This window comes from Pseudoalteromonas sp. Scap25, from assembly GCF_013394125.1.
Classification (GTDB): domain Bacteria; phylum Pseudomonadota; class Gammaproteobacteria; order Enterobacterales; family Alteromonadaceae; genus Pseudoalteromonas.
On sequence record NZ_CP041327.1, the window covers coordinates 1,457,538 to 1,481,754 of the forward strand.

Annotated in this window: 20 protein-coding genes; 8 read left to right on the forward strand and 12 right to left on the reverse strand. The window is 38.2% G+C overall.

The genetic code is table 11. The features are described from left to right. Nucleotides 1-39 precede the first annotated feature (39 nt). Nucleotides 40-1,407, forward strand: coding sequence for a BNR-4 repeat-containing protein (locus tag FLM54_RS06680; RefSeq protein WP_178955867.1), 1,368 nt, complete (start codon nt 40-42; stop codon nt 1,405-1,407). A 172-nt stretch (nt 1,408-1,579) separates the two neighbouring features. Beyond that, nucleotides 1,580-2,089 carry a hypothetical protein gene (locus tag FLM54_RS06685; RefSeq protein ID WP_178955869.1) on the forward strand — a complete coding sequence of 170 codons (510 nt, stop codon included), beginning with the start codon at nt 1,580-1,582 and terminating at the stop codon, nt 2,087-2,089. Nucleotides 2,090-2,835: 746 nt separating this feature from the next. Here the strand turns inward: FLM54_RS06685 and FLM54_RS18815 are convergent. Beyond that, the gene (locus FLM54_RS18815) at nt 2,836-3,165 is read right to left on the reverse strand and encodes a transposase (protein ID WP_256729680.1); all 330 of its coding nucleotides are present in this window, start codon (nt 3,163-3,165) and stop codon (nt 2,836-2,838) included. A gap of 11 nt (nt 3,166-3,176) precedes the next feature. Then, on the reverse strand, nt 3,177-3,854 hold the full coding sequence (locus tag FLM54_RS06690) for a transposase (protein ID WP_256729681.1): 678 nt from the start codon (nt 3,852-3,854) through the stop codon (nt 3,177-3,179). Nucleotides 3,855-4,219: 365 nt separating this feature from the next. Here FLM54_RS06690 and FLM54_RS06695 point away from each other — a divergent pair, with 365 nt between their 5' ends. Beyond that, entirely contained in the window at nt 4,220-4,648 is a 429-nt protein-coding gene (locus FLM54_RS06695; protein WP_178955871.1) for an aspartyl protease family protein, read from the forward strand. A 372-nt stretch (nt 4,649-5,020) separates the two neighbouring features. Here FLM54_RS06695 and FLM54_RS06700 read toward each other — a convergent pair whose 3' ends face one another. Next, entirely contained in the window at nt 5,021-6,133 is a 1,113-nt protein-coding gene (locus tag FLM54_RS06700; RefSeq protein ID WP_256872130.1) for a response regulator, read from the reverse strand. Between the two features lie 186 nt (nt 6,134-6,319). Here FLM54_RS06700 and FLM54_RS06705 point away from each other — a divergent pair, with 186 nt between their 5' ends. Beyond that, the gene (locus FLM54_RS06705; protein WP_178955873.1) at nt 6,320-7,216 is read left to right on the forward strand and encodes an alpha/beta fold hydrolase; all 897 of its coding nucleotides are present in this window, start codon (nt 6,320-6,322) and stop codon (nt 7,214-7,216) included. A 3-nt stretch (nt 7,217-7,219) separates the two neighbouring features. Here the strand turns inward: FLM54_RS06705 and FLM54_RS06710 are convergent, their stop codons facing one another. Then, on the reverse strand, nt 7,220-8,401 hold the full coding sequence (locus tag FLM54_RS06710) for a PQQ-dependent sugar dehydrogenase (RefSeq protein ID WP_178955875.1): 1,182 nt from the start codon (nt 8,399-8,401) through the stop codon (nt 7,220-7,222). On the opposite strand from FLM54_RS06710, the gene FLM54_RS06715 reads away from it, so the two are divergent. Further along, entirely contained in the window at nt 8,386-8,847 is a 462-nt protein-coding gene (locus FLM54_RS06715) for a hypothetical protein (protein WP_178955877.1), read from the forward strand. The genes FLM54_RS06710 and FLM54_RS06715 overlap by 16 nt on opposite strands. Nucleotides 8,848-8,921: 74 nt before the next feature. Here the strand turns inward: FLM54_RS06715 and FLM54_RS06720 are convergent, their stop codons facing one another. Next, a complete protein-coding gene (locus FLM54_RS06720) occupies nt 8,922-10,121 on the reverse strand; it encodes an Nramp family divalent metal transporter (RefSeq protein WP_178955879.1) in 1,200 nt (399 codons plus the stop codon). Between the two features lie 421 nt (nt 10,122-10,542). On the opposite strand from FLM54_RS06720, the gene FLM54_RS06725 reads away from it, so the two are divergent. Next, nucleotides 10,543-11,592 carry an endonuclease/exonuclease/phosphatase family protein gene (locus FLM54_RS06725; RefSeq protein ID WP_178956851.1) on the forward strand — a complete coding sequence of 350 codons (1,050 nt, stop codon included), beginning with the start codon at nt 10,543-10,545 and terminating at the stop codon, nt 11,590-11,592. A gap of 52 nt (nt 11,593-11,644) precedes the next feature. Here FLM54_RS06725 and FLM54_RS06730 read toward each other — a convergent pair whose 3' ends face one another. Next, the gene (locus FLM54_RS06730) at nt 11,645-12,808 is read right to left on the reverse strand and encodes a DUF3103 family protein (RefSeq protein ID WP_178955881.1); all 1,164 of its coding nucleotides are present in this window, start codon (nt 12,806-12,808) and stop codon (nt 11,645-11,647) included. 268 nt (nt 12,809-13,076) lie between these two features. Between FLM54_RS06730 and FLM54_RS06735 the strand changes: the two genes are divergently transcribed. Then, on the forward strand, nt 13,077-13,496 hold the full coding sequence (locus FLM54_RS06735; protein ID WP_138604895.1) for an MAPEG family protein: 420 nt from the start codon (nt 13,077-13,079) through the stop codon (nt 13,494-13,496). A gap of 54 nt (nt 13,497-13,550) precedes the next feature. Here FLM54_RS06735 and FLM54_RS06740 read toward each other — a convergent pair whose 3' ends face one another. The 6 genes from FLM54_RS06740 to FLM54_RS06765 all read right to left on the reverse strand — a co-directional run bounded on the left by FLM54_RS06740 (nt 13,551) and on the right by FLM54_RS06765 (nt 22,526). Further along, nucleotides 13,551-16,352 (reverse strand): collagenase, encoded by a 2,802-nt coding sequence (locus FLM54_RS06740; protein WP_178955883.1) that lies wholly within the window; start codon nt 16,350-16,352, stop codon nt 13,551-13,553. A 417-nt stretch (nt 16,353-16,769) separates the two neighbouring features. Beyond that, nucleotides 16,770-17,672 (reverse strand): aromatic amino acid DMT transporter YddG, encoded by a 903-nt coding sequence (gene yddG / locus FLM54_RS06745; RefSeq protein WP_178955896.1) that lies wholly within the window; start codon nt 17,670-17,672, stop codon nt 16,770-16,772. Between the two features lie 425 nt (nt 17,673-18,097). Then, the gene (locus FLM54_RS06750) at nt 18,098-19,369 is read right to left on the reverse strand and encodes an Ig-like domain-containing protein (RefSeq protein WP_178955898.1); all 1,272 of its coding nucleotides are present in this window, start codon (nt 19,367-19,369) and stop codon (nt 18,098-18,100) included. 27 nt (nt 19,370-19,396) lie between these two features. Then, on the reverse strand, nt 19,397-19,909 hold the full coding sequence (locus tag FLM54_RS06755) for a hypothetical protein (protein ID WP_185981940.1): 513 nt from the start codon (nt 19,907-19,909) through the stop codon (nt 19,397-19,399). Nucleotides 19,910-20,113: 204 nt separating this feature from the next. Beyond that, complete coding sequence (locus FLM54_RS06760) at nt 20,114-21,961, reverse strand: ABC transporter ATP-binding protein (RefSeq protein WP_178955902.1); 1,848 nt, start codon at nt 21,959-21,961, stop codon at nt 20,114-20,116. 109 nt (nt 21,962-22,070) lie between these two features. Then, the gene (locus FLM54_RS06765; protein ID WP_138604889.1) at nt 22,071-22,526 is read right to left on the reverse strand and encodes a phosphate-starvation-inducible PsiE family protein; all 456 of its coding nucleotides are present in this window, start codon (nt 22,524-22,526) and stop codon (nt 22,071-22,073) included. 272 nt (nt 22,527-22,798) lie between these two features. Here FLM54_RS06765 and FLM54_RS06770 point away from each other — a divergent pair, with 272 nt between their 5' ends. Further along, on the forward strand, nt 22,799-24,193 hold the full coding sequence (locus FLM54_RS06770; protein WP_178955904.1) for a M28 family peptidase: 1,395 nt from the start codon (nt 22,799-22,801) through the stop codon (nt 24,191-24,193). The last annotated feature ends 24 nt before the right edge of the window (nt 24,194-24,217 follow it).

Genomic DNA, 24,217 nt, shown 5'->3' on the forward strand with positions numbered 1-24,217 from the left:
TAACCTTTGAGAAGAAGGTGAGTCACTCTGTTTGTATTTTTGGTTAAATTTGAACATAATTATATGATTTTTTTTTTAAGTACACTGATTTCACTTGTCTTTTTTAGTTTTACTCACCCTTGTTACAGTAAAGAAATTACAAATATGGGGGGCGGAAGAAACCCTTGGCACCCTAGCCATATCATAGGTAACGCAGGAATGTATTATGACGGTGTTACATACTTTGTATTTCAGTCAGGAGGATCTCAGAATTGGCTTGACCCTGCAATAATGTCTTTTTCACATAAAAATAACACAATAAGTGGACCTTATAAAATAGGAGATAATAAGTTAGCTAAACTAAATGATATGCATGGTTCTCCAGCATTAACAATAGATAGTGGGGGCTATCTCCATGTTGTATACGGTGGGCATGGCTTTGTAAATAATGGTGAGATGGTTCATGCAATTTCAAAACGTCCTAAAGATCCAAGAGAGTGGAGATATATAAAAAATATTGATCCAAACACAACCTATCCAAACCTAAATAAAATTAATGATGGGACAATTATTTATAGTTATCGTTCTGGAGGACATAGAGATTCTTGGTTAGTGTCATACTCAATAAACCAAGGAGAGACTTTCGAAAACACAGAAGAGGTACTGAGCTCAGGGAAAATAAGGTTTGATGAGAAATATTTTCTTAAGGAGAACAATCTATCTTTCTGGAAATCTATTAATCAATCATACTATTATGACAGTTGGTATGCTTCCTTTTTTTCTGGAAGTAACGACTCAGTCCACATGCTTTTTAGGTATCACGCTTGCGCGAATGATTTTGGTACAGATTATCATAATGAGAGAAGAGTTAATTTATATTATGCTCGGCGTGATAAAGATGGGCACTGGTATAATATTTCAGGAAAGAAGCTATCTTTACCCATAAGCAGAGAGTATGCAAATAGAAATAATATTATTTGGAAGTCTGAAGTTATTAAGGGTAAAGGTAAATTACAAGGCGCTGTATTTTCACATTTAACAACGGATATCTCAGGGAATCCTTATATTAGTTTAATGTCAGGTACTGCTCAGTGGAGAAAAGAATTAGAGAATAAATATGTTGGTATTGGTAACTTAGAGGTTGGGAAGTTTGTTTTTAAAATGGCACCAGACATAGGTGTGATTAAAGTACTAGGCAAGAACACTTTAGAGTTACAGTCAGATGATGGGAAATATATTACTACATCGCAAGGAGACGAATGGTCTACGGGTATAAGAAACATTAGCTTGCCCATTAAAAGGTTAACTGAAATCAAAGATTCTCAGTCTGATGCTCGCTTTTTGGCACTAGAAAAAAAACCTTCTAAAGACTTAGAAAACGTAAAAATTTACCTATTAGGTGAGAATGGATTTATTTTCAAAAATTAGTTCTTATGATGAGATCTGCTAGATTTTACTAGAGATCTAAAAAGTTTTTTTCATTTGAAATTAGGATGATTGGCATATGTTCGAATGGAGTTAAAATATGTTTTATTAGTATGATATACCTAATAAATTAAAGGAATTTCTGATGTACTGATTATTTATAGTCCTAGCATTAATGTTAAGCTTTTCAAGTTCTGCAATTGAAAATGTTATATTTAATAAATACTATTTTCCAATTAACGATAGTTGGGAAACGATGAGAGTTTTAGAGAAAGATGAAGGTTTTGCCCTAGTCAATAGTCAAATGCAAACTTTGAGCATTAGAAAATTTGATAACAATGACTCATTGATCACTTTAGAAGATGGAAGTACAATTCCTCTAGTTGATATACATTTAGACAGCCTAACAAATTCAAATTCGGACATAGAAAGTAAAGTTTATAAGGAAATCAAGAATAGCTTCTCTAGAGTAAAAGAGATTCAAAACAAAACTAACTCCCTTACCTTATTCGTCGAAGTCAAGCCAGATTTAATTTATACACAAATTGCCTATTTATATTCAAAAGAAAATGGAATTTTTATTGGGATTACCTCAACAATACCTGAGAGAGATTTTTTAAAATTTTTAAAATCAATCCACGAAAAAAATAAGGAAGTTAAATGTCAAATCCTATCGAGCAACTAGATAAATAAGATCAAGAAAACCTACAATTTATATTACAAAAAAACGTATCCTGAAAGTAGTGTCTTTAAAGAAAACAAGCCTTCGATTGAAACTCAAAAGTCTATATGCAAGCTCTTAAGACTAATACTTTTTGTAACAAAGCAAGGACAGCGCTTACTACTGAATTAGCTACAGTAGAACAGATATACAGGGGTAAGTTTAAAATGGTCGTCAATAAGGTTCTAAAAGAAATAAAAGGTCATTATAAAGAAAATAACCTTAACTTTTTTATTTGCAATCAGGTAATAAAGTATAAAACCAAAGGGGTTACCCATTAGAAAGTTCCGATCAAGCAGGCAGCTGTGTTTCCTTGATCTTTTTATTCAAAAACCAAGTGTTCTTATTATTTAAACTCAATTTAAATATGACTACGCACCTAGTAATGACGTCGATTGGTGTGAATACGCACCAGTCACCCATATGAATTTAGGCAGTATAATTAAGCATTATTGATGATTAATTAATGCCCTTGGCTTTCGCCTCAGTCATCGTTTAGTACCGATGTCAGTCCAGTTTCTGCTGTGTTTACACACTGCGCTGTAACAATCCGGTGGTTTATGCTTGAACATAACCAACCCTTTGTGGCTCAAACATTGGGCATATCCAGTATTTAAAATATGAGCGGTTAACGTGCAGGCTCAATCAAATCTAGTGGTTTTACCAACCCCATTACTAGCTCAACACATTAACCTAATTTTTTATAGTCGCTAAGTAAACGCCTTGTGTTCATCAAATGGGACATTATCTTTAAGCACGTGATAACAGGCTCTTGCGAGCTTATGCGCAACCGTTTTAATTGCGATAACTTGGTTCGTTTTAGCCAGTTTTCGTTGATAATATTTTTTGATTGTCGGGTTGTACCGAATGGCAAAATTAGCGGCCTCAGTAAACGCCCACGCTAAATAACGATTACCATTCTTCTGATTCGTAGCGCCTTTCTTCTTCCCATTGCTGTATTTTGCACTTTTAACGCAGCGACAATAGGAGGAGAAATTACCTGGACTATCAAAACGTTTAATAGTGCCTGTCTCTAACATAATGGTCAGTGCTAAGGCATTCCCAATCCCATAAACTCAGGGGAGAGCGATGTTTGTTGTAAAATAGCGCTCTCTATTGCATTAATTTGCTGTTGGGCACAGCGTATTAATGAGAGGTTAGAAATGACTGACAGTGCAGTATTCATTGAGGTAAAGTCTGCGTGTACCTGCTCAGTATTAACGCCTTTTCTGATAGCGGCCATTTGTTTTATTTTGTTGCTACTGAGCTTGTATCCAAGATGACGCATGTAACAACTTTGCACTGATAATAAGTTTTTTGTGGACTGTTGAACAATGTCCATTCGTTTACGCATTAAGTCTCGAACAGCCCTGAGCTCTCGAGGATAAATATAGCCCACAGGTAGAATGTTTAAACGTAGCATTTCAGCTAACCAACACGCATCACTGTGATCGTCTGCATATTTTAAGCATGAGTATTGTTGAATTGCCGCAGGGTTCGCTAAGTGAAGTGTAAACCCTTCATCCATTAAAGCATCGACTAACCAATACCAATTAAATGTTGATTCGACAACAAGCCTTATCAACTTATCTTTATAAGGACTTAGAAAAGATAAAATGACAGAAATGTCATTATTTAAACGCTTAACGGTAAGTGTTTCACCATGTTCATTAATGATAGCAATAACACAATTATTTGAATGCAAGTCAATTCCACTACATAGTTTCATACCAAGCTCCTCGAAATACAGTTTATGTTTTGGTCAACACAACTGTACCGAAAAACTCGAGGAGCTTTCTATATGATTATCAAATCTTGACTTCAGACATTAGAACTAAAATTTCTCAAAGCGGCTTGATTTAAGCCGTTATTTTTCTCTAAAAGCACAGCGTCTCGTATTCTCTTTGTGAAATAATGTTGCTTTGCCAACATAAGTTTTGTGCGTTTGGGGGGAGTTATTTTTAGCATATTATAATTATGATATAGGCGTTGGTGAAAAGCCATTTGTTTACTTATTTATAAGGTGGATTGTTTTCATAAGTGTTTGTAATATAGTGTCTATTAATCAACCTAAATATAGAATAAGGAACATTCATGGAATTAGTCAAAACCACAAGTTTGAAATTTGATGTAACAGAAACTGGTCATCAAATAATACAAGCTAAAATAAACGGACATAAAGTAAATTTAATTTTAGATACAGCGGCGGGTGCATCTGTTTTAGATAGGGCATGTATTAAAAAGCTTGGAATACAAGAGAAACTAAGTGAAGAAAATGCCGCAGGTTTAGGTACAGCCGACCACGAAATGGGCTTATTAGACGTTTTAAAATTTGAATTAGCAGGTCAGTTGTATGAAAGTACAGAGTTTGTTTCACTTAACCTAGACCATGTTCAGCCCGCTGGTGGTGACAAAATAATACATGGGTTATTAGGCTCTCCATTTTTTAGAAAATACCAAGTTGTGTTAGATTTTGGTACTGATACACTGACAATTAGTGAGCCATTAGCTGATTGTGAGTAATTAAAGTGGCTTTTTTAAGCCGATATTTTGCATATCTAGCACAGCGTGATAAGTCGGGTTGCCCCAAGTGAATTAATCATTTTTGTAGGATGGCGCAGCTTCGCCACTTATCCGACCTACGTTAAAAGGTAGGTTGGTTAAGCCAAAGGCGCGACCCAACAGAGTTCTAATTTAGGTGTCACAAGTTGGTTAATGTAGTTACTTAATTTGTGTGTTTATAACACTATAAAAGCAGCGAATTTGCATGAGTTTCATTAGTAACACTATAATAATCACTTACTCTTGAGCTTAATTGCAAAAGAGCTAATCAAGCTTTAAATTGCAACGCCATGACTCTATATCCTATTCTATAGATTGTTCGCTGTGCTTAATTTATTCAACTGCTTTTAAGCGTTTTGTTATGGCTTGTAATTTTTCTTCTAGTGTAAAAGACAGGACTAAGGTTTCTTCTACAATTTCTTTCGTTTCGTCAACTAATCCTACTAGCTCCGACTCTTGCTCTTCATCCAAACCTAGAGTGATCATTTTTGATTGTATAGCTTGAGATAAATCATTAACGAGTATTTTTACTTGCTTATCTTGCTCTGAGCATAGTTTATTTATAGCACTAAAATCATCAGCAAGTTGGCTCTTGAGGGTGTTTAAAGCTTGTTGACGTATCGTCGCTTTTTCTAATTGCTGTTCAATAAATTCCATTCGGCTTTCTATAATAGTAAGTAAAATAGCAAAATTATCTCGAAGTCGTCCGAGTAAGCCTTCGTCTTTTGCATTTATTCCTTTTACAAGTATTGAGCAAGCAGGCGCGTTAAATAATAGGTTAGAGCTAAATGGCACTATTCGTTTTGCTCTTCTGCCTAGTTCAAGAATTTCTTTTTCCAGTTCAGAAATAGTTTGTTTTGGAAATTGGTGATATTGGTTTGCTACCCTAAACTCTACACAGCAGCTAGCGCCTGCATTGGTAAAGTACTGCTGTACGTTAGCAAATAATGCATCTAAATCGGTTACGTCAAGGTTGTCAGTAAAGAATGAAACTAACTCTCCGAGTTCACTCGCTTGTTGCATTGAGGTAAAAGCAGTTGTAGAGGCAACATCGTACATTTCTTTTAGATTATTTCGCTCTGTAATACGCAGTTCAACACGCTTTAATTTTTCGTTAAGTTCCTTAAAGTCTACTGGCTTGGCAATATAATCATCGCCGCCATACCCATATGCTATGAGTTTGTCTTCACTTGATGTTAAAGCGGATATAAATATAATTTCGCAATCATCGTATTCACCGGATTGAGTTATTTGTTCAACTAAATCATAACCAGTAAGGCCATTACTAAGTAAAATATCCATCAGGACGACTTGTGGTTGATGCTGTTCCATTAGTGCTAATATTGGCTCGGTTCCATCAGATGAAGCAATATCGTGTTGCTTAGAAAGCGCAATTTCCATGATGTTTCTATTTTGAGGGTTATCGTCAACGGACAATATTTTCACTTTGACTCCTTAATTTAGTTATTGTCGTCCTATCTTAAATGATATTAGTCATGGAAATGGCTACCCGCAAATAATCGACTTATGTATATTTTTCATTACTTATTTAAGTGATACAACTTGAACCCTCAATTAAGGTAGTTACCTAATTTATGTGTTTATAACCCCTATTAAAGCGGAGAAATTGTCATGAATGTCATTAGCAACACTACAATAATCACTGACTCATTAGCTTCGTGGCATAAGAGCCAATCGACGTTTCAATTTCAAGGTCATGACATTGCATATCATGTGCAAGGGGAAGAGGGCGCGCCGTGTTTATTACTGATCCATGGTTACCCAACCGCAAGTTGGGATTGGCATAATCAATGGGCTGCGCTCACTCAACACTTTAAGGTGTTTACCCTCGATATGCTGGGCTTTGGTTTTAGTGATAAACCAAAAAACAGTCGCTACACCATTAGTATGCAAGCGGATTTACTGACATATTTTTTAAAGCTGTTCAATGTAAAAGCAGCGCATATTTTAAGCCATGATTACGGTGACACAGTTGCGCAGGAGCTACTTGCTAGAAGCAACTTAAATGAAGCACATGCCATAAAAATACAAAGCATCTGCTTTCTTAACGGCGGGTTATTTCCAGAAACACATAAACCGGTATTATTGCAAAAGCTGTTACTTAGCCCGATAGGCGCTTTAGTGTCGCGACTTGCGAACTATAAAAGTTTTAAGCATAATTTTGACAATATATGTTCTATACCACTTGCTGAAAAAGAGCTAAACGAATTGTGGCAGTTAATTGAATACAAACAGGGTAAGCCTGTAATGGCAAAACTGATTTATTACATCACAGAGCGTAAATTACATCGCGCTCGTTGGGTGAGCGCTTTACAACAAGCAGATATACCCATGCGGTTAATTTGCGGTATGGACGACCCTGTTTCGGGCCGTCATATGGTTAAACGATATCGCGAATTAATCATTAATCCAGATATTATTGAATTGGAAGGGGTAGGACATTACCCGCAATTAGAACAACCAATTCAAATAACTCAGTCCTTTTTTGAATTTCATACATTAAAATAAAGACTAATTTGGCGTTACCAGCATCAGCTTTGCCTTTTTGCCATCGGTTAATATCGCTACATTACCTTCAGCAGTAACAAACACATCTCTGAGCCTGCCTTTAGCCTCTGGGAAAATATGTGATTGGGTGAACTCACCATTTGCTAAATTAACGCTGTAGAGCTTTTTATCGACCAATGTAGTAATAAGTACGTGGCGTTGCAGTGAAGGGAAGGCTGCATGCATAGAGCCATAATATGCCATGCCTGATGGCGCAATTGAGGGCGTCCAATCTACGGTTGGTTTAGCCATGCCTGGGTAGTCTCTAAAGGGCGAAATACGTGCTTGCGAGTAGTCATCACCGTTGGTTATTACTGGCCAGCCGTAATTGGTGCCAGCCTTTAAGTAGTTGAGCTCATCACCGCCTGCGGGGCCGTGTTCGTGGCTAATGATTTGCTTGGTATCGTAATCATAAACCAAGCCTTGCAAGTTACGGTGCCCGAGTGAATAAATGGCATGCGCGGTAGGGGTTTCATGTTTAATAAACGGGTTATCGCTTGGAATGGTGCCATTTAAATTAATTCGTAGCACTTTACCTAATTGGCTGGTTATAACTTGTGCTTGCTCGCGGTAGTCAAAGCCATCACCACTTGAAAACAGTAAGCTATTATCGGGCAGTACAAGCGCCCGGCCAGAGTAATGCTGCGGTGTGCCCTTATCGGTGGCAACTTTATAAATAACTTTTGGTGCTGAAAACTGCTCGCCATCAAACTTAGCTTTGGCAATAACGAGTCTGTTTGCATCAAGCTCACCTTGGGCATAAGTGAATATTATTTCTTTTGATTCACTGTAATTTGGCGAAAGTACTATATCGAGTAAACCGCCTTGCCCTGCAACGTATAAGCCCTCGAAGCTTATTTTAACTCGGCTTTGTTGGTTGTTTTTTATGATGACAACATGGCCATCACGCTCTGTAACTAACCACGTATTGTTTGGGAGCTTAACCATGCTCCATGGTGAATTGAGATCTGTTGCTAAGGTACTAGCAGTATATTGCTGTGTTGGTAATTCGGCACTGACGTTACAAGAAAACGTTAAAAGCGAGAGTAGCGTAATACAACGTAGAGATTGTTTACCCTGCAAGCCTTTGCTAGTGTAAGGAAAAAGTTTTATTTTAAGTTGAGATAACCATGCAGTTTTTAACACGTATACTCCCGTCATTTCTAGTTTCTTGGTTGCTTACATTCACTCTTGCTAGCTTGTTTCATAGCCAATACGTTGTCAATCAATTAGTTAATGTAGGTGTCGTGGTGGGCTTTAATGATTGTGTTAATTTAACCCTTGAAGACTGGCTTGGCTTGCTACCCACTTACGGCGCTATTATTGCTATTGCATTGAGTATTGCATTTTTTGTGACTTGGTTTATCGCGAAAAAGCTTAAAAATCAGGGAGTACAATTATTTGTAATTGCGGGTATTGTAGCGTTTGCAACAGCGTTAATTGCTATTGAATCTATTATGAATATTACCATTATTGCGGGTGCAAGAGGCTGGGGGTTTTATGCGCAATTATGTGCAGGTGCAGTAGGGGGTTATGTATTTGCAAAACTCATTAAGGCAAATAAGCAAAAGGCAGAGCATCACGGTTTTTAAGTCCGTATTGGTCTGTAATGTAAAAAGCCGCTATAAATACAGCGGCTTCTGTGTGTAAGAATTGCGTAGTGATATCAAAAAATCAAACTAAAAAGTTTATAACCACTTAAGCCAAAAATAAGCACTAATACTGGTAAAGTAAATAGGTTTACCAACACTGAGTTAGTGTATTTACCCATTACAGAGCGTTGATTTACTAGCCAAACAAGGTAGGCAGTTACAATTGGCAATAATAAACCATTAGCGGCTTGGGCAAAAATTATCACGGCAACAGGGTCTAAACCCAGAGATGCTACGGCAGCACCAAATAATAAAATAACAATGGCAACGCCTTTAAAGCGAGTGTTATCCATTTTATTTGACCAACCTAACATGCCACATACCGCGTAAGCGCCGGCAAGGGGAGCCGTAATAGCGCTGGTTAAGCCTGCGGCAAATAAACCAATAGCAAAAAAGTAATGGGCGGCATCACCTAGTAAGGGTTCAAGTTGTACCGCCATATTGGCAGCACTTATTTGCCCTGCATCGGTGCCATAAAACGCCACTGATGCGGTTGATAAAATAGCTAAGGTGATCACGCCACCTAGGGTGATGGACACGCCCGTATCTATATTGGTTTCTTTAATTACTTTTTGTTTGTCACTCTCGCTGTCATGGCGAGCAGCCAGTACCCCTGAGTGTAAAAATAAGTTATATGGCACTATGGTCGTACCTACCAATGCTAATACTGTGGTAACTGAGCCCTCTGGCATGCTAGGAACAAAACCAGCTAATATGTCACTGAGCGAGGGAGCCGCCATAACAAGCGTAGAGATAAACACTAGGCTCATTAAAATCACTAGTAAAATAAGCGCATTTTCAACAACTTTGTGTTTACCGCTATACAGTAATACGGCACTTAAAAATGCAATCAGTGGTGTCCAAAGTTGGGCATTTACCTGAGGGAATATTTCAATTAATCCCATGCTGGCACCGCTTAAATTACCAGCCTCGTAGGCGGCACTGCCAACACCAATGGCGCTGATCACTAAAAATATAGCAAGAGATTTAAATAGGGGAGTTTCAATATGGGCTCTTAGTGCTTGTGCTAAGTCTTGCCCGGTGGCTACGCCTAGGCGCGCCGCCATAGATTGTAATAATATGGTGGCAATTACTGAAAATAGTAGCGTCCATATTAGTGCAAAACCAAAGTTTGCACCCGCTACGCTCGCGGTGGTAATAGTCCCTGGTCCAATGAAGGCAGCGGTGACGAGTAGTCCTGGTCCTAATCGCATAGTTTGACCCTAATAGTGCTTTTTATATTGCTATTTAAAGTTACACCTAACGTTTTATAACGCGATGCCTGTAATTATTGCTGCCACTTATACTAAGTGCCTTGCAGCATTGGCCGCCCCTTGGCTTTGCCTTTTTTGATAACCATATGTTAAAAAAGGTCGCGTAGCATACCAACTTGTATATAAATTTAAAGGGGATAGGTTGCGTTTGCCTAAACTTTAAACGATTTAATAGGTTTTAGTTGTTATCAAGCTTTGGTACCAAGCAAAAATCTTATATGATGTTGACAATAGCACACAATATAAACTTTCAAAGGCGACCATTATTAGTGACTGTAATACATCACCTTTAGCTGATAACTCAGAACAATCCCCTGAGATGATGATAACCAATTCAACATTAAAAATAGCCACATTTAACCTGTTTAATTATCTTGAGCCACCTAATGCTTATTATGAGTTTGAGCGGATATATACCGCGGAGCAATGGGCAAAAAAACAGCGCTGGATTATTGATTATTTAACCGAGCATCAGCCCGATGTAATTGGCTTTCAGGAAGTGTTTAGCATTGAGTCGCTTAGAGAATTAGTAAAGCAGCAAGGTTATGCGCACTTTGCTGTGGTGGATGAGCCACAGGTAATAGATGATTTTATTTATAAACGCCCCGTTGTGGCAATAGCTGCAAAATACCCCATTGCTGAAGTAGCGAGCGTAAAACACGACTATGAGCTTGCCAGTACTTTAGGTTTAACTGAAGATTTTGCCTTTAGTCGTAAAGTTCTTAGAGCCACAATAAATTTGCCGCATATCGGTAATACCGATTGCTATGTGGTGCATTTTAAATCTAAACGGCCATCAATTGAGATTGATGAAAATAATAAAGAACTAACCGCTGAAAAAAACATTATTGAAATTTTAAAAGCAAATGTAGCGGGTGGCTGGGGCTCAACTATTCAGCGCGGTAGTGAAGCAACATTGCTGATGATAGAAATGATAAGCCGTCGTGAGGCCACGCAACAGCCTATGATATTAATGGGAGATTTTAATAACGACCTAGCTGATGGCGTTTTAAGCCATTTACTAACCAATACACTGCGTTTTTCCCCTACGTTTGATAGTAAAACTTACCTTGCAAAATATTGTCTTAACGATGCGTGGCAGTTATTTACAAAGTTAAACGATGATTGCGAGCTTGATGAAGCACCTAATGAGCCAATAAAAGGTATTACCGATAAAGATAATCGAGGTTTAAAACTACCACGAAAAGCAACGCATTACTTTGGCGCAAGCAGCTCTGTGCTTGATTATATTTTGCTATCTTGTGAGTTTGATTCTGGCTATGACGACAGTTTTTTTGAAGTAAGCGATTATCATACTTACGATCGTCATTTAATTAACCCCGAGTTTGAGCGCGACGATTTAAGTACCGATCACGGCGTTGTATGTATCACGCTTAAACTGCGGGAATAATGATTAACTCACCACTGTTTAGATATTATGCCAAACAGTGGCGGGTCGTTATTTACTGACGAGGATTTATCTCTAAAGGTGACAAGGTAATGGTGGCATTACTACTTGCGCCTTTGTAACCTTGATACTCTTTGTTTTCAAACAGTGTGTAAAAAACATCGACATAATCATCATTATTGGTAAACCATTCATCAGGCATTGCTTTAAGTAACTCATTAGTGAGTTTAGGAATAATAGTATAGCCCTGTGCTTGTAAGTCAGGGATACTTGCCATTACTTGCTCTGATATTTCTAATAACTTCATTGCTAAGGTTTTATAATTTGTGTTGTCATCTTGCTCCATTAAAAGCAAATCGACAGCTTGCCAACGATAACGTTGCCAATGAATTAAAACCTGATTAGGGCTGTAATTGGTTTTATCATGATCTAAATAAGGTAAATCAACAATATCTAATATTGGTTCATCTCTGCTAGGATCGATCCCCGTTACGATGGCATAGACTTCTGCTTTACCTGAAATCCAAGGTTCTTTATCATCCTCTAAATGTATTTTTTTCAGCACGCTAGTTTGTAATGGCTGATCATTATTTAATTGATTTTGTGGGCTAACCATGTTTTTGCTGAATTTGTTAGCTGACAAAATTCCTTTCATTACTGCAATACCCGCACCCTGTACTTTTTGCTGATCTAATTCGACAATAAAAATAGGTTGAGTTGGCATTTGGTCTACGCTTAAATAATGAATGTTACCAAACTGATCGAACGCTTCAATCTCGCTCCATTGGCTATCGTCACCAGCGGGTGCAAATGCGAATAAAGGGTTTTCACCTTGTTGCCAATCAGTTAGCATGGTTTCGCTAGCTAAACGCACTTGTAACAAGCTTCCTGTATTTTTAGGTAAGCCTTTAAGCTGTTGTAAGGCACTATTTGCCTGACTTATATTACGTTGTGTATGCCGTGCTACTGTTGATAACTGATCAGCATTTAAAACTAAGTTATATTTATTTACTGATTGTTTTAAATCAGCATTCAACACTGAATAATTAAGCGCTACTTGCTTTGCGAAATTACGCTTAATAGTTGCTACGTTTTTGTATTGAGCTTGCTGTACCAAGCTTTCTGCATTTTCAATATGATCTTGAGCTGAAAAAGCAGGTACTGATATAAAGTTCAATAATGCCGCCGTAGCTAAAGATTTGGTTATTTTATTTTTCATAAAAATTCCGCCGTTCCATTTTTAGTAACATCTATAAAACAACAATTAGAATAAATGCTCAAGTTAAATTTATAAAATACGTAATTAGTATTAATATTATGTCAAAGTTTAATATACATTACATAAATACCGTAATTTTTATATAAAGCAGGAATCTATTACAAAAAATGTATATTTTGTAAAATAATTTATATACATATCAGTTGGTTAAATTTGGCTTAATAGTTGCTTTAACTATTATTCTAATAACAACACAAAGGAAAAAACAATGACCGATATTGCACATTCTGCGTTTGTAGCATTTTACCTATACTTAATTATGATGTTAGTTCAGTGGGCCGTTGCGACGTTTAGTAAGGCTAAACAACCTGGTGCAGTGCCAGGGAAAATTGATAAAGAGCTATCTCATGGGAGCTTTATATTTAGAGCGCATCGTACTTTTCATAACACCTTAGAAAACAGTGCACTATTTATAGGAACGGTTTTATTTGCTTTTGTGATGAATTACCACAGCTCGGTATTTGCAATATGTATATGGGTATATGTGATTGCACGCTTAATTCATATGGCACTGTATTACGCAATCGCCACCGAGAAAAACCCCAGCCCGCGTAGTTACTTCTTTTTAATAAGTGTGATTGCAAACATTGTGATGTTAGTGCTATTGGGACTGCGATTAGCAAGCTAATGAAATGGTTAAAGCGAAAAGCAAATCGGCTTTTCGCTTTAAAAAATATTTATACTATCGGCAACCAGTACTATTAAAGTCAACCACTAGACTTGCGCCCTCACTGTTTCCAGAGACTTTTAGGTACCCCCAAAATTGCTCCTGATCACGAATGAAAATACACTCGTTATTCGCACTATTGGCAGAGTTTGCAATCTCGTTACTACCATTTGGCCAAGTACTATTCGAGTAACTTAAGTCAATATTACCGCTACCATTTGCTGATGTTATTGAAATACCTGACTGACTATTTACATCTGCAATGGCAAACCACATTGGACCACTGTTACTTAAACATATGACTTCACCATCTTTAAGGCGGCCTTTACTTTGCCCTGATGACGTTGCACATGCATCAGGCAGTGAACTACGCGTTTCTTTATATGATGCAGTGAGCTTTACATTATCATAGTTATTATAACCGTTTACCATTACATGATAGTTTCCTACGTGGGCAGGATTGAAAATACATTGTTCGTTATTTCCTTCAAGGTATGGGCGACAGTCATAGCGAGATAAGGTTGGCTCTGAGTTATAACTGACGTATAAATCAGCATCCCCTGAGCCATCATTTAGACTAAATGTTAATTCGCTAGCGCCAAAAGGGACGTCAAAATTAAACTGTAACTGGGTGTTTTGCTTTTGAGAAATAAAAAGGGGTTGACCATTTATGAGCGTTTGTTTATTGCCTTGAGTATTTTCAGTTACGGTTGCGATAATTGTTTTCATATCAATGTCGCCATCGTTATCAGTGACGGTTAATGATACGGTATATTGACCTGACTGCGTGTAAGTATGTATTGGATTGGCATCTGTGCTGCTAATACCGTCGCCAAAGAGCCAAGTATAACTTACGATATTTCCGTCGCTATCGTTACTACCAACACTTGAGAACGTAATAGGGGTATTTTCTAGGCCCGAATATGGGCCATTTATATTGGCACTCGGTGCAATATTTAACGGCGAACCATATACCAACTGATCGCACCATTGCACAAATTCATTTTCATAGTTATTAGCCCAATGTTGGGTTTTATTTTTGTACGCACGCCAATTTCCTTGACGTGTGTCCGTGAGCATAGCGTTGAGTTGTTCTTTGTAGCGCTCAAACATAAAGCGTACCCCTAAATAGCCCCAACGATAAATTCTATCTTGATCAAAACCATCGTAGTTAGTGGCAAATATTTGCTGCAGGGTAAAGCGCTGTCCATTTTTAATGGTATTTATTGCCGCTTCATTATCATTTTGATTCGCGATGTATTCTGCGACCCCCTCAGACCACCATACAATGTCTTCGGTTGGTGAGTTGAAGTTACCATATAAGTTAAAACGACCGTCTAAGTAATGAACATATTCGTGCTCTAAATTCCATACAAAATGATCCGCTTTTGCATAGCTTGCTTCATAAGCTACAAAGTTGGCTTCGTTATCAGTATCAGAAGGATCGCCCTCTAAATACATTCCGCCATTATTAGTATTAATACCAAAAATGGCTTTGGCATACTTGCTATAGTCGTCACTACTATCAAAAATATTTACGTATAAAAAACGGTTATAATCATTCGCGACAGGCATATTTTCTGTGGCTAATTTAGTATGAAATAACCCTTCTTCAGCCTGCATTGCATCACATGCTGCAGCGTGTTGAGCTGCTGTCATCGCCTGTGAACGGATTTTTATGGTGTTGCTACAATTATATTGCTGGGAAAGTACTTGTTGAGTGAGTGTATCTACAAAATTACAAACACCAAACTTACTGCAATCAGTGTAATAATTTACAATGTCTGCAGCGCCAAGCCACACGGCATCACCATAGCCATAACTTTGATAGGTATTAAAAATATTAGTTAAGCCTGCGTCTACATCAGGTTGAATACTTGCTTTAGAATATTTTTTAAGGCGCGCAAGCTCACTTGCTGCATTTACTATTAAAAACTCTCCGTCAGATCCAATTAACCATTGTTTTTGCGTAAATTCACTTAATTTTATTGCTAAAGCTTTATCGTTTGCTATTAACGTTACAAATTCTCCATTCCACTGCCCGCGATATAGCAACGTAAAAATTCCATTAACTGCATTACTCATATTCCAACTGCTCGCATAACTTTTATCAAAACGCGTTAGCCATTGCTTAACAACTTCAAGATAACGATGTTGTTGTTCAGCACTATCCATTGTAATAATGACTTCTGACAGTGTTTTACCATGGTCATCGTTGTTATCATAAAAATGTTGATTGTTTACAAAGGCATTAATGGCATCTGCAACGCTAGGAGTTACCAATGCAGGAAAGTCGATAGAGTCATTATAAAACTCTGCATAAAAGCCGGTTCGCAAATATAAAAATAAAGCTTCGATCTGCTCATTGCCACCACCAGTGTAACTTTGTGAAAGTGAGTTAGCATGGTTAGCTACAGCAATCATATTATCGGTGGTAAAAATCTGTGGTTGAAGATCGGTTGCAGCGAATAACTCGTTGATACACCGTGTACCTTGGCGCTTTACTTCGTCAATAATCGTAATGGGATTTGCAACAGCAAGGGCATTCAAATCACAATTAACGGCCATTACCTGGCTTAACATTCTCTTCGTTCTAATATGTTGCTGTATTGGCGTTTGTTGAGGTAGCTGTTGCGGCTTTTTTTGTGATTGTGCCACAGGTGCATTGCTATTACTGTATTGGTTTACGCCGTGATGCATGACGCGCTCTACAATAGCAGGCTGCGGTTTAAACGTTCGTTCTTGCTGGGAATGTGCAGTTGCAAAGCCGGTGATACCTAATAGCGGTAAGGCCAAAATAAATTTATATATTTTCATAACTTTCCTTTGATAATGATTATCTCAATCTGTAGTACACAATTGAGGTACAGGGTTGTATCATTTTTCTCCCTTTGCAATCAATAAGTTTTACTTTTAGTTTTAAAGTTAATGCTTTAGTTTGTTAGGTGTTAAGCTTTGGAGGCAATGAAGTCGCATTAGATGCGAAGCACTTGTAGACTTAAAGATTTAAGCAGACTCATAATATTTTTAACTCAATAGCTATTATCTTTAGTGAGCAAGGGCTTATAAACGGGTGAGTTTTGTTGATTTATATAAAGTTATTTGAAGAGATGACTAAATTAATATTCTTTAATGGCGTTTTATTTAAAGCGAATCTGATAGTGAATTCATAATATCACTTTAAAATACGATGCGCGTCTGAGGGGAATTCGGTCCGCGCAATTATTCCTTGGTTTATTGAGTTAGCTTGATTTTTCGGGTCACAATAAAACACATTAATGAGCCTAATGTAACTAAAACAACGCCTTGCCAGAATACGCTGGTGAGCGATATTGATAAGTAAATAGAGGCAAATAGTGTTGATAACACAGGAATAAAGTAAGACAAGGTGCCTAACAACACTAGGTTACCGCCAATGATCGCTTGGTTCCATAGTGCGTAACCTCCACCAATAACAATACCTGCTAATACTAAGGTCAAGCTAGAATATAGGCTAAACTCAAAGCTGGGTTCATTACTCAGTCCGTAACTTATCCATAAAGAGATTGCCGTGGCTGCAAAAAATACACTAATGGCATTTTTACCCTCGCTAAGTTTAACCGTTACACTGCAATACACAGCCCAAATAAACGCCGCTGCAAACGCCATGGAGTAGGGTAATGGATTGTCACTAATATTAGCGGTTAATACTCCTACAGATAAACCACTATTACCTGCAATGCACCATGCAACGCCTAAAAACGCAATCAGTATGCTCGGGTAGACTAATGCGCTTACTTTAATGCGGTTAACAATAATCGATAATAAAATGGTTAACGCTGGCCAAAGGTAGTTAATAATCGCCATTTCTAACGTTTGCTGGCGACTATTTGCAAAGCCAAGCGATAAAGCCAAACACATTTCGTAAATCACAAATAAGCTGCCACCAAAGACTAAATAGCGCTTTGGATAATTGTTTAGCTTTGGTACACCCATGACAAGCATTAAAAAAATCGCACTGACGCTATAAATCAAAGCAGCACCGCCAATTGGGCTAAATAACTCCGATAAATCACGAACAAAAGCAGTTAAACTGCTCCAAAGTAAAATAGCGAGCACCCCATAGAGGGTGTATTTATGTTTAATTAAAAAAGACATGGAGAGCTACTTAATGAAAAACAAAAGTAACACTTTAATATATATCAAGGGGTAGGGCATTAGTTTTACTAACTTTTAGTCTGATAGGTAGTAGCAGCATGTAGGGTCTTTTTAATCGTGGCGCGAGGTTTGTAACCTCGTGAGCAGTTGATAACTGCTCACGCGTTATTCTACTGGCTTACATCCATGTAAGAATAAGTAAGTCCGAGCAAAGTTTTCGCGTCTTGCTAACGCTCCTTACCTACATTCAGTGGGCAACAAAGAGTAAATCCACCCTAGGGAAGAGCTCGATGGGCAGCGCCTGTTTGGCATTGATGCAGCGTTATTGCCTAAATGCCAAACAGATTACTACAAATCTAACCTTAAAAGACCAACAGACCCTAGTTAAATAATTTAAATAGCATCCACAAATATAGAAGGGTTATTTATTCAATATTTACCTGAATGCTGCTTACTTGATTATCGTAGGTCGCTGAAACAATAAAACTACCAGCGCTATTCGTTTTACTGGTTAATCTATAAACCGCATTCTCTGTACCTGCGCTAATTAATTTTGTAGTTACCAAACTGCTTCCATTAATGCTCCAATCAGCAAATTCAGTTACATTCACACTTGAAGTTTCATCACTGCCATTAGCCGTCAGTGTGAGATTAATTGAACCAAGAGGGGTCATAGTTAATATTGAACTGCCATCATTTATTTGAAGATCATTTAAATCATCAGAACCATCGACTGTTACTGTAATAATTTTCTGCTTGTTGCCACAGCTGCCAATTAATTGAGTTTCACCAGACTTGAGAGCAACAAGCGTTCCTTTGTTTTCGCCTTCATCTGTTATACCAATATAACGGGTTCCTACTTGCGACCAAGTAATAGTGTCATTAATAGTCTTAGCTTCTTGAGCTACCAAAGAGGCAATTGCACTAACTTGAATACGATCGCCAATATTAAGATTGATCTCTTCAGTTGGCTCATCATTAACTAAAATATCGATAGACTCTAAATTTTTAGGATCTGCTTTCACTGTCAGCTTACCAAGAACATTGTCTATTTTAGCTGTAATAGTTGTATCTTCAACATCAGGAGCGGATGTAAACAATAAGCCGTCAGAGTTGATTGTTGCAGTACTGCCGTTATCAACAGCAAAACTTAAACCTCTAATGGTATTTAAAGATGTATATCCATCAGCATAGGTAAGATCGGCTGATAATTGCGCAGGTATACATGTATTAATGTAATCAATGTTAGAAGCGGCTGTTTTTAAGTTAATTTCAGTGACTGAGACATCACTTACTGAAACCTCACCTTCACCTGAGATATCATTGATGGTAGTTCCTGTGATAGATACAGCCCCTTGGTTTGCTGTAGTACTCGAAACCGCATTTACAACACCATTACTATTTACAGTTGCAATAGTCGGATCGTTAGATTCCCAGGTTAACTCACTAGTAATGTCGCGCGTGTCACCATTACTATCTATACCCGTAGCACTTAATTGTAATGTCTCACCTGGCTTTAAGCGTTTTTGATCTCCAACTATCTTAACAGATTCAATAATGGTGCCTTCAGAACGAAGTTTGTCTAACTGTATTGCTTTTGCAAGATCCGTTGTATCACTTTCAGAACCGCAACCCGTAACGCTGATAATAAATAATGTGGTTACAGATAATTTAAAAAAACTGTGTGTATTAATCATATTTCTATTGCTTCCTTTCATACATAACTAAAAGTGATAAACAAAGCCTAAGGTATAACCTATTATTTCAATATCATCACCTTTGAAAAGGGATTGATAACCAAGTCTTATTTGAGTGTTTTCTAAATAAGGAATTTGCTGGTGCATTGCGACTCCCCAAGAAAAACCATCATATTTATAATCACCATTTATTGACGCGGAAGGATTAGACACAACAACTTGATTTTTTGCATAACCCAATGAAACGTCCAGACCAAAGCCATTGACTACATCAGATTGCATAACAAAATAAAGGGCCAAGCTTTTGTCTAAATTAAACTCAGTATTGTAGATATGATCGCTGCTGCTAGATGCTAGGTAATGCGCTTCAAAAGCCATGTTATTGTTACTGATACCAGCACGTATTAACGCACTTTTAGGGGTTGCGTTTTCATTACTTATTTTGATATCACTCATCATGTAGTCAACACCAATATATGGAGTATCAGCAAAACTATTGAATGATGCGGTAAGTAAAAGTAGTGTATAAATTTTTTCCATAAATCTTAACTTATAGTCCATCGGTATTTTGGGTACAAATAGTATTAAATCGCCTTGCATTAATCAAGCTGAGCAGTTTACTTAATATATAATTAGCGGTTAATTATACTTTTTCGAATACATTATAATTATTCAAAATGTTATCAAGATAAGAATTTAATTAGGTGTGTAAGGTATCGAAAGTAGTACCTTACACACTGGTATTTATTCAATACCAATAAAGCCGCCAGTTTGATGTACCCACAGTGCAGCGTAAATGCCGCCTTGGGCAATTAACTCATCGTGACTGCCTTGCTCTACAACACCACCTTCATCAAGCACAATAAGCCTGTCCATTTGTGCAATGGTTGATAATCGGTGTGCAATAGCAATAACCGTTTTGCCTGTCATTAAATCATCTAAGCTTGCTTGAATAGCTGCTTCTACCTCTGAGTCTAAAGCGCTGGTGGCTTCATCAAGTATAAGAATAGGCGCGTTTTTAAGTAACACCCGAGCAATAGCAATCCGCTGGCGTTGCCCGCCCGAGAGGGTTACTCCTCGTTCGCCCACTTGTGCCTCAAAGCCTTTATTGCCTTTGCTGTCTTCTAAATCGTTTATAAAATCGAGCGCTTTGGCTTGTTTGGTCGCATCGAGCATTTCCGCTTCGGTTGCATCAGGTCTGCCGTATAAGATGTTGTCTTTTACTGAGCGGTGCAGTAGTGAGGTGTCTTGGGTGACCATAGCGATATAGCGGCGAAGGCTTTCTTGGCTTACATCAGTTATATTTTGGCCATCAATACTAATACAGCCTTTGGCTGTATCGTAAAAACGTAGCAACAAGTTAACTAATGTGGATTTACCCGCGCCAGAGCGACCCACTAAGCCAATTTTTTCGCCCGGTTTAATATTTAAGTTTAAACCGTTAATTACTGGACCTCGGTTATTTTCATTAGCGGTTTTACCATAATTAAAGTGTACATTGTTAAAGTCGATTGCCCCTTGAGTTACTTTTAAACTATCGGCTTTTGGCTTGTCATCAACCGCAATCGGGTTTGAAAGGGTGCGCATGCCATCGGCTACGGTACCAATGTTTTCAAATAAGCTGCTAATTTCCCACATGATCCATTGGGCCATGCCATTAAGCCTTAACGACAAACTCAATGCTACTGCAATAGCCCCCGCACTAATGGCACTTAACGACCATAAATACAAAGACACCGCTGCCACCGAAAATACCAGTAAATAGTTCAAGCTTTGAATAACCACATTAAGGCTGGTTACCAAACGCATTTGTTTATATACAGGCTGTAAAAATACGTCCATGCTTTGTTTAGCATATTGCTCTTCGCGTTGGGTGTAAGAAAACAGCTTAATGGTTGAAATATTGGTGTAGCTATCAACAATACGGCCGGTCATTTCTGAGCGTGCGTCAGCTTGTGAGCTTGCAATGCTTTTTAACCGTGGTACAAAGTAAATTTGCACGCAAATATATAATGCTAACCACACTAATAACGGCAGCATCAAGCGCCAATCTGAGGCGGCCACTAAAAACACCATTGAGCCAAAATAAACGGCAATGTACATCAATACATCAAGTAACTTAGTCACTGACTCTCGCACAGCCAATGAGGTTTGCAGTACTTTAGTGGCTATTCGCCCGGCAAATTCATTTTGATAAAAGCTAACACTTTGGCGTAATAAATAACGGTGCGCTAGCCAACGAATCGACATCGGATAGTTGCCTAATAAAGCTTGATGTAAAATGGCCGACCTAAAAAATACCACCACAGGCATCACAACTAGGAGCATTAACCCCATTTTTATTAATTCGGATTGTTGCTGCAAAAAAAGTTCTTCAGGGGTGTACTCGCCAAGCCAGTCAACCAGTTGCCCCATGTAACTAAATAAAGACACTTCTAAAATAGCTAATAATGCGGCACTAAGCGACATAAGCACCAACGACAGTTCCATGCCTTTGGTGTAATGGCGGCAAAATGCAAATAAGGTATTAGGAGGCTGAGACGGAGAACGCTCCGGAAACGGTTTAGTCATCCGTTCAAATAATCGATACATATTAGAAGCTTATTAAGTATTTATAGAGATGTCCCATTATACCATTGTAAAATACAAAGGCGCAGTGGGAATGAGATGTTTAAGTGTTATCTTAAGTTGAGTTAACGCTTTAAAGTTTTGTGTGACCGGTTTTATTTTTTACCAGCCAGTAAGATATACCTAAGGCTATTGTTACCAATGCAAGGCCAACAATTTGCTCTGAGGTCACTAATTTTAAATCTAAAACAATAATTTTACGTGCCACAGCCATTAGTGCGGTGGCAATAACCAGTTCAACCGGCAGTGAGCTTGAACCTAAATATAAACGAATGTTAGTAAATATTTCTACTGCTATAAGCACCACCATAAAAGCACCAAAGGTTTGTAGAATGTCTTCAATGTTTAATAAAAAGTAAGGGGGAGAGCTCAATCGCATATATAAAACATATACTACATCAGCAATACTCCAAAAAATAACCAACACCATGAGTACCGCTAATATTTTAATGGCAAAGCGAATCGCATGATGTAAATACTGCATAAGGGGATCAACATGATCCTCAGGTAATTCTTCGTGTTTCTTCATATTTTTACAGCACCTTATTATTTTAAACAGGGTATATAAAATGATAGCTGATTAATCGTGTTTCTCTCCTTAGTATACGTACAAATCAGTATAAGTGATTATTTTTATTAAACTAGCGTACTTATTAGTTGCAAATGAACTAGGCCGAGCAAGCTAGCTAATGTTAACTAAATGTAATTTAACCTGAGGTTTTTAACGTCTATCTCAAATGCATTGCTGTATAACTGCAGAGCTGTCATTTTAAAAACATCAACAATAAGGATTAAACTGCTATGTCAATTTCACCTTTAAAGTTAGTTACTCGGATTATTAAGTATAGTGCGGTTGCATCTGTTTGTAGCGCGTCATTTTATAGTGTGGCGACACAAACCACACAACAAGCATCATTGCATAATATTGCAGGGCAAATTTCAGCGCAGCGTATTGGAGATGATATTCAAACGTTGGTGGATTTTGGGACTCGCCATACTTTATCTGAAACTAAATCGGATACTCGTGGTATTGGCGCGGCAAGGCGTTGGATAAAAAAAGAATTTGAAGCAATTTCTGCACAGTGTGGTGGCTGTTTAGAAATACTAGAAGTAAAGCAAACCATTTCGGGAGAAAAGCGTATTCCTAACCCTGTAGAAGTGGTTAATATAATTGCGATTCAGCGCGGTAATACCGATCCTAACCGTATGGTGATGATGTCGGGAGATATAGACTCGCGGGTTAGTGATGTTATGGACTTTACTAGCGATTCACCGGGGGCAAACGATAATGCATCAGGGGTGGCCGGTGTTATTGAAGCTGCACGGGTGTTATCGCAATATACGTTTAATGGCTCAGTGGTATACGCCGCACTCTCAGGTGAAGAGCAAGGTTTATTTGGTGGTAAAATTTTAACTGCTTACGCACAAAAAAATAACTGGCAGGTTCATGGTGTTTTAAATAACGACATGATTGGCAATATTACCGGCATTAATGGCGTAACCGATAACACAACTGCACGCATTTTTTCTGAAGGCACGCGCGTCGTTGAAACTAAAGAACAAGCCCGCACTCGTCGTTTTACCGGCGGCGAAGTTGACTCAGCGAGCCGTAATTTAGCACGTTACATAGACACCATTGCTGATAAATACATTGAAAACTTAGATACCATGCTGGTATATAGGCTCGACCGCTTTGCCCGAGGCGGGCATCACCGTCCGTTTAATGATGCGGGCTTTGCGGCTGTGCGTATTATGGAAACCAACGAGCATTATGACCGCCAACATCAAGACCTGCGCACAGAAAATGGGGTTGTGTACGGTGATACCATTGATGGGGTCGATTTTGATTACGCCGCAAAGCTAACTTCATTAAATGCGGTTAGTCTTGCGTCAATGGCATGGGCTCCTGCGCCTCCAAAAGAAGTGAGAATTAGTGGTGCTGTACGCGCCAGTACCACTCTTACTTGGCAGCCAACAGAAGATGAAAATGTAGCGGGCTACCGTATATACTGGCGCTACACCAGTGAGCCACAATGGCAATATAGCCAATGGGTTGATAATGTCAGTGAATTTACACTAAAAAATGTGGTTATTGATAACTACTATTTTGGGGTGGCTAGCGTGAATCAACAGGGTATTGAGTCGCCAGTGGTATTCCCAGGTGCTGTAGGCTCGTTTGATCACAATATAAAGTAAGTGTGCTTTGCTTGAAAATTCAGC